Consider the following 14284-nt stretch of genomic DNA (forward strand, 5'->3'; position numbering starts at 1 on the left):
AAACGTCTGCTTGCAGACAGTATATGAGTCAATAACAAAAACCATTCAAATTTTTAGAGAGAGTCAGAGATGAATATTCGGAAATGGACCGCGTTGCCCCTGGTGGCTTCGCTGTTGCTGTCTGGTGCGGCCATGGCGGCCGACAAGCTCAAAGTGGGCTATCTGCGAGTGATGGATGATGCGCAGGCCATTGTTGCTCATGAAGGTGAGTTCTACAAAAAACAGGGCCTGGACACCGATCTGATGGAATTCAAGTCTGGTACCGATCTGATCAAGGCTATTGTTGGCGGCCAGGTCGATGTTGGCGTGCTTGGCTTTACTAACGCCATCTCCTGGGCTTCCCGTGGCGCAGACCTGAAGGTGGTGGCCGGTGCGCAGCGCGGCTACCACTCACTGGTCGTGCGTGATGATGCCGGCATTAATACTGTGGCCGACCTGAAAGGTAAAACGCTGGCTTCACAAAGCCAGGGCAGCACCGCCGATACCGTCTTGCGCGGCGTGGTGTTCAAGCAGGCGGGTCTGGCCGAGGGTGATGTCAGTGTCATGGGCGTCAGTCCCGCAGTGGCCGTACAGTCGCTGGTGGGCAATCGTGTAAATGCTGCGTTTCTTTTCGAGCCGTATGACCGGATTGCGCAATTGGTTGCGCCGGTTAAACAGATCTATGAGGTTGGCCAAAGCTGGCCCTTCCCGTGCATGGTTGTGATTACTTCCGGCAAAGTGCTGCAAGCCCGCAAGGACGATATCTGGAAGGCGCTGGATGCCCAGCAGCAGGCAATCGAATTGCTTGAAAATCAACCGGCCCAGGCATCGAAGCTGATCGCCAGTTACTTTATCGCCGAACCTACCCTCAAGACCCTAAAGCAGGGTGAGCTGGCGCGCGAGACCGTAATTGAAGACGCGATCAAGACCCAGGAATTTACGCCTACCGTGACAGACAAGGATATTGAGCGGATGACAGAACTGGCTCGCATCATGGAGAGTAACGGTTCCCTGAAGACCAAGGATGGCAAACCATTTGATGTTAATACGGTGCTGGATCTTGAATGGCAGAAGGCACGTAAACTGTGAGCAACGACACCCGGATCGGCGGCTATAAAAAGCCGCTGGCGGTGGTGCTGGCCATCGCTTTCATTCTTCTGGTCTGGCAACTGGTCGCACTGACACTGCCAGACTTTCTCATGCCCGGTATTTTGCCGGTGCTCGAGCGGCTGTCCGAAAGCATTCGTAGCGGTGAGTTCTATAGCGGCCTGGCCGGCTCCCTGGCGCGTCTTGGCACGGGCTACGGCATCGCGCTGATCTGCGGCATCGCCTTCGGTCTGCTGGCGGCCAGTCTGAATTTCTTTCGCGAAGTACTGCGCAATGTGATTGTGATTTTGCAGTCGCTGCCCAGCATTGCCTGGGTGCCGCTGTTTCTGATCGTCTGGGGCTTTGGCAACAAGCCCATGATCGTTGTCGTGGCACTGGCTGCCTTTTTCCCGGCCGCGCTCAGCGTCATGAACGCCACCGAATCGGTGCACAAGGTGCATATTTCTGCGGCTCGCGTTATGGGCGCCAGTCGCTGGGGCCTGGTAAGGCGTGTCTATCTGCCTGCGGTCATGCCCGAGCTGATTACCGGCGCGCAATTGGCGTTTGGCAACGCATGGCGCGCGCTGATCTCCGTGGAAATGCTGGTTGACTTCGGCAAGGGCCTTGGCCGCTCGCTGAGTTTTTCCGGCGATACCGGCGATATGACAGGTGTCATGGCCAATATCCTGGTCATCGCCATTTTGGCGGCGCTTATCGATCAGTTGATCCTGGAGCGTATCAAGCACAGACTGCTGCGTTACCAGTACGTCTGAGTTACCAGACCCAATCCTGCAAGTCCCGCCGTGCGGCGGGGCGGGAATATGCATTATGACCCTGCTGTCCATCCGAGCTGTCCTGCGCGTACTGCTAATCTGGGCCTGTGCCGGGACACTGATGCCCGTTGCTGCCACGACTGCCGCCGCAGCCACTACAGCCACAGATCTGTTTCCGCAGGCGATCGCCCGGGGTGCGCTGCGTGTGGCGGTGATCCACATTACACCTGCTGCAGCGCCGGGCGCCAAGGTTCGGACTGAAGACAGGCTGGATACGCCCGCCGTCAAGGCGCTTGCCGCCGCCCTGAATGTGCCGGCGCAGCGGGTGCCGCTAGCGCCTGCCCAGGCGGCAAAGGCGTTGGCAGAAGGCAGCGTCGATCTGGCGCTTTATAGCCTGCCGACAGATGCAGCCAACTGGCCCGGTGTGACATCTGTTCCTACCAGTTATCGTACGTATCCCAAGGCGGTTATCCGCAGCGATACGCAAATTCGCTCGCGGGCCGATTTGGCGGGGCGCACCGTGTGCATCGCCCGTACCGCAGAGCATGCGGCGGAGCAAGCAACACGGGCGGGAGCAACGTTGCTGCCCTTTGCCGTGCCTTCGGATGCGCTGGTCGCGGTACGCGAAGGCAAATGTGATCTGGGCTGATAGATCAGACGGTCTGGCAACCCTTGATGCAGTATCCGGAATGGAAGAAATTTTCCGCCACGCTTGAACTGGCCGACACACCCCGTACACTCACCTGGCTGGTTTCTGCCAAAAACACGCATGCAGCGCAATGGCTGCGGGCCCGGATGCAACAGTGGGACAGGACCGGGCAATGGACGGTGTTCAGTAAAAAGTGGGCGACCGATGTGGCCTTTGATGTCTATCTGGACCAGGAAGTACCCGATTGCCATAGCTGAACGCACGCGGCGGCGGCTCCTGGATTTGACCAACGGTGCCGCTGTGATCCCGGCGCGACAGCGCCCGCAAGCGTAAAACGGGTCTGGTTCTGCATGAAAAGAGTACACTATCGGATTCAGAATCTTGCCGTGGCCTACCGGATTTTTATGTTGCTCTCCGACTTACCTGATCCAAACATTCCTATTGTGCGCGCCCTGAACCTGCTGCTGGATCGCGAGCCCTGGGCCAAGACGCGTATTGCTGCGCATGCCGGCAAAACCGTATGCATCCGCATCAGCCGACTTGTGCTTCGGTTTACCCTTGGGCACGATGGCAGCGTGGCGCGCGCTGATCCTGCAGTGGTGGCCGATGTCACGCTGTCCATTCCCGAGAGCCGGCTGGGCGATGTGCCCGGGGCATTGCGCAATCGGCACGATCCTGCGCAGTTGGCCGCGCTGTTGCATCTGGAAGGGGATGCAGGCCTGGCGCAGTTGGTCTCTGACCTGGCGCGTGACCTGCGCTGGGATTCCGAGCACGAACTGGCCCGGTTTACCGGCGGCCTGCTGTCAAAACAAATTCATTTGCTGCTGCATCGTGCCATTGCGACAACCACGACCGTGGCCGGCCGCCTGTCGGAAAACGTGAGTGAATATGTGTCTGAGGAGGCCGGCATGGTGCTGAGCAAGCCGGCACTGCAATCCTGGGAGCAGAGCCTGCGCGCTGCTACCGTACAACTGGACCAGCTTGACGCCCGGCTCAGGGCACTTGATGCGCGGCAACGCAGGAGCGGACGATGATTATGTCTACCCTGCGCCTGTTGCGCATATTGCTGATCTGCCTGCGGTATGGTCTGGATGAACTGGTGCTCAGCGGGCTTAAGCATCCCATTGCCAGTTCTCTTCTCAAAGTAGTGCGGCTGGGCCGCAGTTTCGAGCAGCCGCGCGGAGAGCGCCTGCGACTTGCACTCGAATCGCTGGGGCCGATCTTCATCAAGTTCGGCCAGGTCCTGTCCACCCGGCGTGATCTTATTCCGCTGGACATTGCCGATGAACTGTCGGCGTTGCAGGATCGTGTACCGCCATTTCCGTCCGAACAGGCCATGGAGAGCATCCAGAAAGCGTTTGGCAAGCATCCGTCCGAGCTGTTCGCGCTATTTGAAACCGAGCCGGTGGCGTCGGCCTCGGTTGCGCAGGTGCATTTTGCCGTACTGCATGATGGTCGTGAAGTGGCGGTCAAGGTACTGCGTCCCGGCATGCTGGCTGTCATCGAGCGCGACCTCTCGCTCATGAATCTGTTTGCCGGTTTTGTTGAACGCCTGTTGCCGGATGGGCGCCGCTTGCGGCCCCGGGAAGTGGTCAGCGAGTTCGACAAATATCTGCATGATGAACTCGATTTGCAGGTTGAGGCGGCCAATTGCAGCCAGTTGCGCCGTAACTTCGAATCCAATCCGAAGCGCGCCGATTTGCTGATCGTGCCCGAAGTAATCTGGGAATTTACCAGCAAGACGGTCATGACGATGGAGCGCATGCACGGCGTGCCGGTCAGCCAGATTGACAAGCTGGAGGCGGCGGGCGTGGACATCAAGAAGCTGGCCCGCAACGGGGTGGAAATTTTCTTTACCCAGGTGTTTGAAGACGGTTTTTTTCATGCCGATATGCATCCGGGCAATATTTTTGTCTCGCTGCAGCCCGAAACACTGGGGCGCTACATCGCGCTTGATTTTGGCATTGTCGGGTCGCTTTCCGAATTCGACAAGAATTATCTGTCGCAGAATTTTCTGGCGTTCTTTCGCCGGGACTATCGCCGTGTCGCGCAACTGCATATCGAATCCGGCTGGGTGCCGGCCACGACCCGCGAAGAAGAGCTGGAAGCAGCGGTGCGTTCGGTGTGCGAGCCGTACTTTGATCGTAAACTATCCGAAATTTCCCTGGGCCAGGTGCTGCTGCGCCTGTTTCAGACCTCGCGTCGCTTTAACGTGGAAATCCAGCCGCAACTGGTTCTTCTGCAGAAAACCCTGTTGAACGTGGAAGGGATGGGGCGCCAGCTTGATCCCGATCTGGACTTGTGGCAAACGGCCAAGCCGTTTCTGGAACGCTGGATGTGGGATCGCATCGGCCCGCGCGCTTTTATTGCTCAGGTGCGCAAGGAAGCTTCGCAGTGGTCACATCTGTTGCCGGAAATTCCAAGGCTGGTGCATACCCAACTGGCGCGCAGGATAGTTTGCCGGCCATTCGCAAGGAATTGTCTCAATTGGGGAAAAGCCATCGTCGCAGCGAACGCATCTTTATCGTCATGACGCTGATTCTCACGCTGCAGGCCGGGCTGATACTCTGGCTGGTGGCCACATTGCTGGAGTGGCAGTAATGAGCATACGTTTCGAAAACAAGATACTAACCCGCCAGCAGTGTATTGATGCGGTTCGCAATGGCACATTGCCGCGCCCGCTGGTGTTTACCAATGGCGTATTCGATATCCTGCATCGTGGCCATGTCAGCTATCTGGATGAAGCTGCGCAGCTTGGCGCCAGCCTTGTGGTTGCCGTCAACACTGATGATTCGGTGCGGCGGCTCGGTAAGGCGCCGATCGCCCCCTCAATGGGCAGCAGGATCGCCAGGCGATGTTGGCCGCGCTGGCCAGCGTTTCCGCAGCGACCGTATTCGAAGAAGACACTCCTTACGAGCTGATCGCACAATTGCGGCCGGATGTGATCGTCAAAGGAGGGGATTACGATATGGCTACGCTCAGGGAAACCGGGCTGGTGCAAAGCTGGGGCGGGCTTGCGGTTGCCATTCCTTTTCGTTTTCAGCGCTCTACCACAGCCCTGGTCAATACCATTCGCGGTACCACCGCCCGGTAATTGATTGGTTGCGGCGCGCCAATAAAGGCTTGCATTGGCGATTTACTTTTATCGCAAGGATTTGCGATGAATCATGCGGCGCGTTGCGCGTCAAAGCGCTGGCAGCATGCACAAAGGCGGTTGCCGCAACTGCATTGGTCAGTCTGCGGCAACGGCCTTTTCTTTTGAATCCCGACCGGCATGGGCCGATGCGGGTTCAGGTGAATCAGAATTTGAAATGAGACACGGTAGTGCCGCGCAATGGCTTGGCGTATGTGTCAAACAGCGATTCGGTTTCGAAGGCAGCAGCGCTGACCCGGGTAATGCGCAATGCCGTCATGACCGGCGCCTGTCCTACAATGGCGACCAGCCGGCCACCAATGGTCAGTTGGTATTTCAGTGAATCGGGAATGTTGGGGATGGAGCCGGTCAGCAGGATGGCGCTGTACTCGCCGGTCCCCCAGCCTGCACGTCCGTCACCAATTTCCACTTTGACGTTGCCGATTTGTTCGCGCTCCAGGTTAGCCTTGCCGAATGCCGCAATATGGCGATCGATCTCGACGCTTACAACCGTGCTGCACAGGCGACTGACAATGGCTGCCTGGTAACCCGAGCCGGTGCCGATTTCCAGCACGCCATCGGTTGGAGTCAGGCGCAATTCCTGGGCCAGCCGGGCCTCTATTTTTGGCGCCAGCATGGTTTCACAGCTGTTGATACCTTCAACTTCCAGCGGGATTTCAATATCGGAATACGCCATATTCTGATAGCGGATAGGCACAAACCTTTCGCGCGGAATCGCAGACAGCGCGTCCAGTACATCCTGGTCCAGTACATGCCACGGACGGATCTGCTGTTCGATCATGTTGAAACGGCTTTGTTCGGCGAGGGAAGTCAGAGCATTCATAGGAAGAGTATCAAACGTGGTCCTGAGATTGGAATTTCTTGTTCATTTTACCCGCAACTGGCGCGGTGCTTCCGGTTTCATGACCATAAGGCATGAAAATGATGAACGGGCCCGTGCCCGTGGCCAACATTGAGCTCGCCCGAGCGGGCAATGGCGGTCTCGATGTAGGCCTTGGCAAGCCGGGCAGCCTGTGGCACATCGCCGGTGCCGGGGATCAGCGCGCACAGGGCGGCAGACAGCGTGCATCCCGTGCCATGAGTATTGGCAGTATCAACACGCTTACCGGGCAATTCGATCATGCGGTCTCCGTCGGTCAGCAGATCGACGGTGTCGTTGCCCGGCAAATGGCCGCCCTTGAGCATGACCCAAACGGTTCGGTGATGATCCATGAGTTTGCGCAGGCGCTCGGCCACCCGATACATTTGCTTTAAGGAATCGGCCTCGCGTTCGCCCAGCAGCACCCCTGCTTCGGGCAGGTTTGGTGTAATGACAGTTGACAGCGGTATCAGTGCTTCACGCAGTGTGGCAATGGCCGGCTTGTCCAGCAGTACATCGCCGCTTTTGGCCACCATGACCGGATCCAGTACAATATGATCAGGCATCCAGTATGCCAGGCGCTCGGCCACCATGCGGGTTACCGGCTCCTGGCCCAGCATGCCGATTTTTACCGAATCGATATGGACATCGTCAAACAGCGTATCAATCTGCTGGCGGACAAACTCGGGCGCAACAGGCTGCACACCGCTCACACCCTTGGTATTCTGGGCGGTCAGGGCCGCCACCACGGCGCAGGCATAAGTACCCAGGGCACTCATGGTCTTGACGTCGGCAAGAATGCCGGCACCACCGGAAGGGTCTACACCGGCAATGGTCAAAGTATTAAAAATCATACAGCCTCTCTGTCGACAGTATTGTTGTCATACGCATATGATAATGTCTTTCCTCTGAATTAATGTTAATGATTGATTGAAAGCGCAATCTTACAATGCGCTTTTGTCAGTACAAGGATGTGAAATGGCTACCCGTAAATCTACAGATCAAACGAGCCGTCAGGGCAATAAATCCAATGGTCAGCGTACCGGGAATGATCGTATCGCACGAGAAGTGAAGGCGGGCGATGTTCAGTCGGGCGAGACGCCGGAGCAAACCCGCGACAATACGGTCACGGATAGCCAGCGGGCACACATCAATGCCGAAGCCGCTGCCTTTACGGCCGACCTTGTCGGTACCGACAAGGCCGCGCGTAATCAGCGGGCTAAGCTCCTGCTCGAGGGCATGGCTGCTGATGATCGTCGTGAATTGCTCCAGCTGCTGCGTGAGGAAAAGCTGCGCGCCGACAATCTCAGGCACCCGGAAACTGATCCGGACTACAAGCTCCAGGATAATTGGCAGGATGGCGGGTATCCCTATAAATATCTCATGTCGCGCCGCAATTACGAGTTTCAGAAATACGACTTGCAGGTTGAGCTGCTCAAGCTGCAGTCCTGGGTCAAGGAAACAGGCCAGCGTGTTGTGATTGTTTTTGAAGGTCGCGATGCGGCGGGCAAGGGCGGCACCATCAAGCGCTTCATGGAGCATCTGAATCCGCGGAACGCCCGTGTGGTTGCGTTGCAGAAGCCAACGGAACGCGAGCTGGGCCAATGGTACTTTCAGCGCTATGTGGAGCATCTGCCCACCAGCGGTGAAATTGTCATGTTTGATCGTTCCTGGTATAACCGGGCGGGGGTTGAGCGGGTCATGGGATTCTGTACCGATGCCCAATACATGGAGTTTATGCGCCAGGCGCCGGAGTTCGAGCGCAACCTGGTTCGCAGCGGCATCAGTGTCATCAAATTCTGGTTCTCGGTCAGCCAGGATGAGCAGAAGCGCCGGTTCAAGGAACGCCGTCACCACCCGCTCAAACAGTGGAAGCTGTCTCCTATCGATATGGCCTCTCTGGACAAATGGGATGACTATACCCGCGCCAAAGAGGCGATGTTTTTTCATACTGATACCAGTGACGCCCCCTGGATTGTGGTCAAGTCCAACTGCAAGAAACGCGCACGGCTAAACGCCATGCGCTATGTCCTGCAGCAGTTCAATTACACCAACAAGGACTCCAAGCACATCGGCAAGATCGACCCGCTAATTGTGGGTCGCTCCAACGTGGTCTACGAACAGGGTGAACATGCCTTGCACAGCCCATCAGGAGTTAAGCAGGATACACGCTAATAGCGGTTTGCCCGGCGTGTCGTTGTTGCGGCCATGCGCCGGTTATCGGTGTATGGCGCATGCATATCTATTGAAGCTATCCGCGCGCCACCAATTGCTGGGCTCGGTTCAGCACCTGGTCCAGATAGCGCTGCAGCGTCTCGCGCTCGGCCGGTGTCAGGTCCTGCAACAGGTAATCATTGCGCGCCATCATCAATGGTGACACCTCCCTATAGGCCGCCTGGCCAGCAGGCGTCGCCGCCAGGATCTGCTGTCGTTTATCGTCAGTATCGGCCTTGCGGGACAAGAAACCCTTTTTCTCCAGCCGGGCAATCGCCCGGCTTACCTGCATTTTGTCCAGCGTGGTGTGTTGCGAGATATCGGTCGCACGCATATCCCGTGCCTGATTGACGGCAACCAGCACGCGCCAGTCGTCGCGTGAGATTCCCAGCCGGCTTTCGTAGACCGTGGCGACAGAATGGCTGACCACGTCGGCCAACTGCGAAAACTGATACGGCAAAAAAGCATTCAAATCAATCATTAAAAACTCGTTCAATATTAATTGGTAACTTATGATACTTTATTTTTATTAATTTTTATGATGATATAAAAATCTAGAGTAGTATAAAAATTCATAAAAAATAAAGGTTTGCTGAATTTATCTGTTGACTACAGAAAACAAATGCTGTTTAATAGTAACGTTGGTTACTATTAATAAGAGCCAGATCATCGGCGTCAGTATCGGCCTAATAGCCTAATCTCCCATTAGCTCGTTAGCTATTTAGCTATTGGCCCTTCAGTACAGGCACTTGTGCGTCGAGCCTATGCATATCGCGCACACAACCCATGCCTGGCACGCCTTTGCGATGATCGTGGTTTTGCGATCGGGCGCTTATGCGCAATTATTTCATTCAGCATATCAGACAAAGAGGGTAGACATGGACATTCAGAAAATACATCACGTAGCCTATCGCTGCAAAGACGCGAAGGAAACTGTTCTCTGGTACAAGGAAAATCTGGGCATGGACTTCGTGCTGGCCATCGCCGAGGATCGCGTGCCGTCAACCAAGGCCAATGATCCCTACATGCATGTTTTCATTGACGCCGGCCATGGCAATATACTGGCGTTCTTCGAGTTGCCCAACTCACCGGAAATGGGCTTTGACGCCAATACGCCAGACTGGGTCCAGCATATCGCGTTCGAAGTACCCAGTGTGCAGGTGCTGGAGCAAACCAAGGAAAAATTGCAGGCAAAGGGCATTGATGTTGTAGGTATCACTAATCATGTGCTGTTCAAGTCCATTTATTTCCGGGATCCCAACGGCCATCGTGTCGAACTGGCCGCGCCCACGGCCACGCCGGAAATGAACCGGAAACTGGATGAGGTCAAGTGGGAGATGCTGGAAGAGTGGAGCAAGACCCGGCGTGCGCCCAAACACGCAGCATGGCTGCATGAAGAAGAGTTCCAGGCGTAACAATGGTTGCGTGCCCTGCAGAATGGGGCGAATTAATCAGGCTGGTCCAACAGATGCAGGTCGCCAACGGTGGCGGTCTGCATCTTTGTTATTGTGTGTATGCGCTGTCAAACGGTCCCGTGTGATGGGGGGGCGCCTGCCGACGCCTGCGTCATTGTCCTGCCGGTCATTGAAATGCCGATTATTGAAATGCTGTTCGTGCGTCCAGGAAACGTTCGGCGAAATAGCGGCTGTCCAGTGAATCGACGCGGACCTTGCCATTGTTGCGGCTGGATGGGGCGTGGACAAATTCGTTGTTGCCGATATAGATACCCATATGCGAATAGGGCTTGTAGGTATTGAAGAAGACGAAGTCGCCTTTCTTGAGCTCTGATCGGGAAATTGGCTTGGTCAATTTGGCGATCATCGCGGTGTTATGCGGAAAGCGGAAATCCGCCGATTCCTGGAATACGTAGCGCACAAACCCGCTGCAATCCATCCCGTCGGGGGTCATGCCACCGTAGCGGTAGGGTGTGCCGGTCAGGGTCAGCGCCCGTTCGAGCACGGGATCGCGATAGGAAGGGTCAAGTGCAGGCGTTGAGAAGGAAGCGGGCACCTCGGCCACCGGACCGCGGCTGGCGCAGCCTGCCAGCAGACAGGCTGTTATTACCACTGCGATAGAAATCTGGAAACGTAGCATAGCTTACCCGACGCGAAAAAATCCTCTGGATTCCAGTATCGCAATTTCACAGCGCCGGGCAAAGCACTTTGCTGGTATTTTCAATAAAAAAATAGAAAATAAATCATAAAAACAACAGGTTAATAGAATTAGCTTATGTTGTTTGTGAAGAGTGTTTTTAATCTTGAGGGTTGGCTGCGCCAGAATTGGGGCGAAGCGTCAATCTGTGCGCCCAGCTCGGCTGCAGCATGCCATGGCCAGCGCGCGTCGTACAGCATACCGCGGGCAACACCAACCAGATCGGCCTGACCCGAAGCGACTACCGACTCGGCCATTTGCGGGTCGGTAATCAGGCCAACGCCAATGACTGGCACATCCACCGCATGTTTGATTGCCTGCGCAAAGGGCAACTGATAGCCTGGCTCGTTTTTGATTTGCTGTGCCTGTGACAGGCCGCCTGAAGAGACATGAATGAATGCCGCGCCACGCTCTTTGAGCGCCTGGCTCAGACGAATGCTCTGCTGCACGTCCCATCCGCCGTCGACCCAGTCACTGGCTGAAATTCGCACACCCACCGGCACCTTGCCGGCCACTTCTTCATAGACCGCCTGGAATACCTCCAGCGCAAAGCGCATGCGGTTCTCCAGGGAGCCGCCATAGCTGTCCTGGCGCTGGTTCGACAGGGGCGACAAAAATTCATGCAGCAGATAGCCATGGGCACCATGCAACTCAATGGCGTCGATACCCAGGTCTACGCTGCGACGGGCCGCCTGCACGAAGGCTTCGATAATGCGCGTCAATCCTGCCTGGTCCAGTTCCTGGGGCGCACGATCCTTGGGATCAAAAGGCACAGGCGACGGAGCATAGGTTTGCCAGCCGCCATCTTCCAGCGATAGCTGGCCACCGCCAAACCAGGGCTGGCGACATGATGCCTTGCGCCCGGCGTGCGCCAGCTGGATGGCAAAAGGAGTATCGGAAAAGCTGCGGATATCGCGCAGGGTGCGCGCGATCGCCTCCTGGGTGGCGTCGTCCCACAGCCCGACGTCTGTCGGCGAGATGCGGCCCGCTTGTTCGACGCCGGTGGCTTCGATAAACACCAGTGCCGCGCCCGATACGGCCAGCGAGCCAGATGCATCAGATGCCAGGGTTGCATGCAGCCGTCTATGGCTGAATATTGACACATGGGAGGAACAATAATGCGGTTTTTAAGCTGCAGGCTGCCCAGGTTGAAGGGACTGAACAGGATCGAATCGGTCATGGCGTCTTCACACTTTAGAAATTGTCAGGGAGTGGCACGGGCGCCGGCAATACGCTGTCAGCGCCACGTCCTGTTTTTACCATACCGTTCAACGGTGACCGGTATATGACCCTGATGACGACATGATCACGGATATTTGTCTGCGCAAAACCGGTTTACGAACCGGGACGTCCGGGGGGACGCTGCGGTGCAAGTGGCTTGTTGCTGCAACATAGCCGAAAAAAATGGTATAAAGCAGCATAAAATGTAATTATATTTTCATAAAAGATGAAAATAGTAAGTTTACTTACATCGTTATAGCTGCTGTTTTCCCCATCCGGACTCTCCTTACCTTCTGTCATCATGATTGAAACCGATTTTACACGGGCGCTGGCCAAACGGTTGCCAGAGCTGACCAAACCCCAGCGGCTGCTTGGCGCCTATGTGCTCGAACATCCGTTTAAGGTCGCCATCATGTCGATTGACGAGTTTGCCCAGGCTGCGGGTGTGTCCAGCGCCAGCGCCAACCGTTTTGCGCGGGCGCTGGGCTATCCGGGATATGCCCAGTTTCGGCAAAACATTATCAAGGGCTTCGAAGGCGTGCTGGAGTCGGTCAATCGCCTGAAAAAAGAACAGTCGTATCCGGCCACCAATCAGGAAATCATGGCCAATGTCCTGGTGGAAGGGCAGCGCAATCTGGAGAAGACCCGCCTGAATTTAAGCGCCGAGACCTGTGACAAGGCGGTGGATATGATCCTGGCCGCCCGCCGAATTTTCGTACTGGGTCTGGGCACTAGCGGTTATCTGGCGGGACTGCTGGAGCGGCGCCTGTTTTCGCACAACGATATGGTGGTTAGTCTTGCCGGCCCTGGTGGGGTGACCTATGCTGCCCGCAGGCTGGCGCTGGTCGATAAGAACGACCTGGTCATCGCCCTCACTTTCCCCCGGTATCTGGCCGACACCGTCAGAATCGTGCAAAAAGCACATGGCCGCGGCGCCAAGGTGTTGGGGCTTACCGACAAGGCCACCTCGCCGATCGTTCCTGCATGCGACTGCGTTCTGTACACCTCCAGCGACAGCGTCTACGGCACCAATAGCGACCCGGTAGCGCTGGCCCTGATCGACGCCCTCATGGCGGCCCTGGACTATCGCTCACCTTTTTCAGTTGAAATTGCCACGGAAGTGGCAGAAACCATCACCCCCTGGCTCATTCACGGAGAAACCTCGGCATGACAACTGCCATTATCGCCATTCATGGCGGGGCTGGCGCCCTGTCTCGCGAAACCATTACGCCGCAACAGCAAGCGGCCTACGAGACGGCATTGAACGACATTCTGGTGCAAAGCGGCGCCTTGCTGGACAAGGGCGGCTCGGCGCTGGACGCCGTGACGCTGGCCGTGCGCCTGCTTGAGGATTGTCCTTTATTCAATGCCGGCCATGGCTCGGTCTTTACCAGTGCCGCGACCCATGAAATGGATGCTGCCATTATGGATGGCGCAACGCTGGGCTGCGGTTCGGTCGCATCAGTCTCAACTGTACGCAATCCGGTACTGGCGGCAAGGGCTGTCATGGAAACCAGCGAACACGTGTTCTTTTGCGGTAAACCTGCAGAAGCGCTGGCGGCTGCCGCCGGACTCGATATGGTCGACCCCGATTATTTCAGCACCGCGCTGCGGCGCGAGCAGCTTGAGCGGGTCCGCGCAACCGGGGCTGCCAGCTTCGTTCTTGACCACGATGCCGTGGCAAACGCACAACCGGCTCACTCGGTGGCGCCGCTGGATGAAGACCGGAAACTGGGTACCGTTGGCGCGGTGGCGCTGGATCAGGCCGGCAATCTGGCGGCGGCCACATCTACCGGCGGCATGACCAACAAGCAGCCTGGCAGGGTTGGCGACTCGCCTATTATCGGCGCCGGGTGCTATGCCAGTAATCACAGTTGCGCGGTGTCCAGCACCGGCACCGGTGAAATGTTCATTCGCAGTGTTGCCGCGTATGACGTGGCTGCACAAATGCAATATGCAGGCCGCACGCTGGCGCAGGCGACCGATAACGTGGTGTTCGATAAGCTGCCGGCTATTGGTGGCGTGGGTGGCCTGATTGCCGTTGACGCGCAAGGCAATGTGGCGCTGCCATTCAATTCCGAAGGCATGTATCGGGGTTATCTGCGGGTCGGTCAGGATCCGGTTGTCAGTATTTATCGTGAGTCCGATGCCTGAATGGCACCGTGAGCGGTATGGAGAAAACAGTAAGTGAATACAAA

At 56.6% G+C, this 14284-nt stretch carries 14 protein-coding genes and 2 pseudogenes; 11 read left to right on the forward strand and 5 right to left on the reverse strand.

Features of this window, described 5'->3' with window-relative positions; genetic code table 11:
- Window positions 1-69: 69 nt before the first annotated feature.
- The 7 genes and pseudogenes from TKWG_RS03035 (at window position 70) to TKWG_RS03060 (ending at window position 5581) form a co-directional block, all read left to right on the forward strand.
- Window positions 70-1068 (forward strand): ABC transporter substrate-binding protein, encoded by a 999-nt coding sequence (locus tag TKWG_RS03035; RefSeq protein ID WP_014749409.1) that lies wholly within the window; start codon window positions 70-72, stop codon window positions 1066-1068.
- Window positions 1065-1838, forward strand: a complete 774-nt coding sequence (locus tag TKWG_RS03040) for an ABC transporter permease (protein WP_014749410.1) — start codon at window positions 1065-1067, stop codon at window positions 1836-1838. The genes TKWG_RS03035 and TKWG_RS03040 overlap by 4 nt, the downstream gene beginning before the upstream one ends.
- Before the next feature lie 55 nt (window positions 1839-1893).
- Entirely contained in the window at window positions 1894-2487 is a 594-nt protein-coding gene (locus TKWG_RS03045; protein ID WP_050981513.1) for a type 2 periplasmic-binding domain-containing protein, read from the forward strand.
- A gap of 26 nt (window positions 2488-2513) precedes the next feature.
- Window positions 2514-2744, forward strand: coding sequence for a hypothetical protein (locus TKWG_RS21040; RefSeq protein WP_050981514.1), 231 nt, complete (start codon window positions 2514-2516; stop codon window positions 2742-2744).
- Between the two features lie 93 nt (window positions 2745-2837).
- Entirely contained in the window at window positions 2838-3521 is a 684-nt protein-coding gene (locus TKWG_RS03050; RefSeq protein ID WP_014749411.1) for a ubiquinone biosynthesis accessory factor UbiJ, read from the forward strand.
- Window positions 3518-5020 (forward strand): ubiquinone biosynthesis regulatory protein kinase UbiB, encoded by a 1503-nt coding sequence (gene ubiB, locus TKWG_RS03055; protein WP_014749412.1) that lies wholly within the window; start codon window positions 3518-3520, stop codon window positions 5018-5020. The genes TKWG_RS03050 and ubiB overlap by 4 nt, the downstream gene beginning before the upstream one ends.
- Before the next feature lie 67 nt (window positions 5021-5087).
- Window positions 5088-5581 (forward strand): annotated as a pseudogene (locus TKWG_RS03060) (adenylyltransferase/cytidyltransferase family protein).
- 205 nt (window positions 5582-5786) lie between these two features.
- Here the strand turns inward: TKWG_RS03060 and TKWG_RS03070 are convergent.
- Complete coding sequence (locus TKWG_RS03070; protein WP_014749414.1) at window positions 5787-6464, reverse strand: protein-L-isoaspartate O-methyltransferase family protein; 678 nt, start codon at window positions 6462-6464, stop codon at window positions 5787-5789.
- 77 nt (window positions 6465-6541) lie between these two features.
- On the reverse strand, window positions 6542-7354 hold the full coding sequence (thiD, locus tag TKWG_RS03075) for a bifunctional hydroxymethylpyrimidine kinase/phosphomethylpyrimidine kinase (RefSeq protein ID WP_014749415.1): 813 nt from the start codon (window positions 7352-7354) through the stop codon (window positions 6542-6544).
- A gap of 124 nt (window positions 7355-7478) precedes the next feature.
- On the opposite strand from thiD, the gene ppk2 reads away from it, so the two are divergent.
- Window positions 7479-8675, forward strand: coding sequence for a polyphosphate kinase 2 (ppk2, locus tag TKWG_RS03080; RefSeq protein ID WP_014749416.1), 1197 nt, complete (start codon window positions 7479-7481; stop codon window positions 8673-8675).
- Window positions 8676-8751: 76 nt separating this feature from the next.
- Here ppk2 and TKWG_RS03085 read toward each other — a convergent pair whose 3' ends face one another.
- Window positions 8752-9195, reverse strand: a complete 444-nt coding sequence (locus tag TKWG_RS03085) for a MarR family winged helix-turn-helix transcriptional regulator (protein ID WP_014749417.1) — start codon at window positions 9193-9195, stop codon at window positions 8752-8754.
- A gap of 397 nt (window positions 9196-9592) precedes the next feature.
- Between TKWG_RS03085 and TKWG_RS03090 the strand changes: the two genes are divergently transcribed.
- Complete coding sequence (locus tag TKWG_RS03090; protein ID WP_014749418.1) at window positions 9593-10129, forward strand: VOC family protein; 537 nt, start codon at window positions 9593-9595, stop codon at window positions 10127-10129.
- Window positions 10130-10310: 181 nt separating this feature from the next.
- Here TKWG_RS03090 and TKWG_RS03095 read toward each other — a convergent pair whose 3' ends face one another.
- Window positions 10311-10808 (reverse strand): C40 family peptidase, encoded by a 498-nt coding sequence (locus TKWG_RS03095; RefSeq protein ID WP_014749419.1) that lies wholly within the window; start codon window positions 10806-10808, stop codon window positions 10311-10313.
- Between the two features lie 128 nt (window positions 10809-10936).
- A pseudogene (locus tag TKWG_RS03100) lies at window positions 10937-12045 on the reverse strand (NADH:flavin oxidoreductase/NADH oxidase).
- 342 nt (window positions 12046-12387) lie between these two features.
- Between TKWG_RS03100 and TKWG_RS03105 the strand changes: the two are divergent.
- Window positions 12388-13257 (forward strand): MurR/RpiR family transcriptional regulator, encoded by an 870-nt coding sequence (locus TKWG_RS03105; RefSeq protein WP_014749422.1) that lies wholly within the window; start codon window positions 12388-12390, stop codon window positions 13255-13257.
- Window positions 13254-14240 carry an isoaspartyl peptidase/L-asparaginase family protein gene (locus TKWG_RS03110; protein ID WP_014749423.1) on the forward strand — a complete coding sequence of 329 codons (987 nt, stop codon included), beginning with the start codon at window positions 13254-13256 and terminating at the stop codon, window positions 14238-14240. Before TKWG_RS03105 ends, TKWG_RS03110 begins: the two co-directional genes overlap by 4 nt.
- Window positions 14241-14284 lie beyond the last annotated feature (44 nt).

The sequence above is a fragment of the Advenella kashmirensis WT001 genome, from assembly GCF_000219915.2.
Lineage (GTDB): Bacteria > Pseudomonadota > Gammaproteobacteria > Burkholderiales > Burkholderiaceae_B > Advenella > Advenella kashmirensis.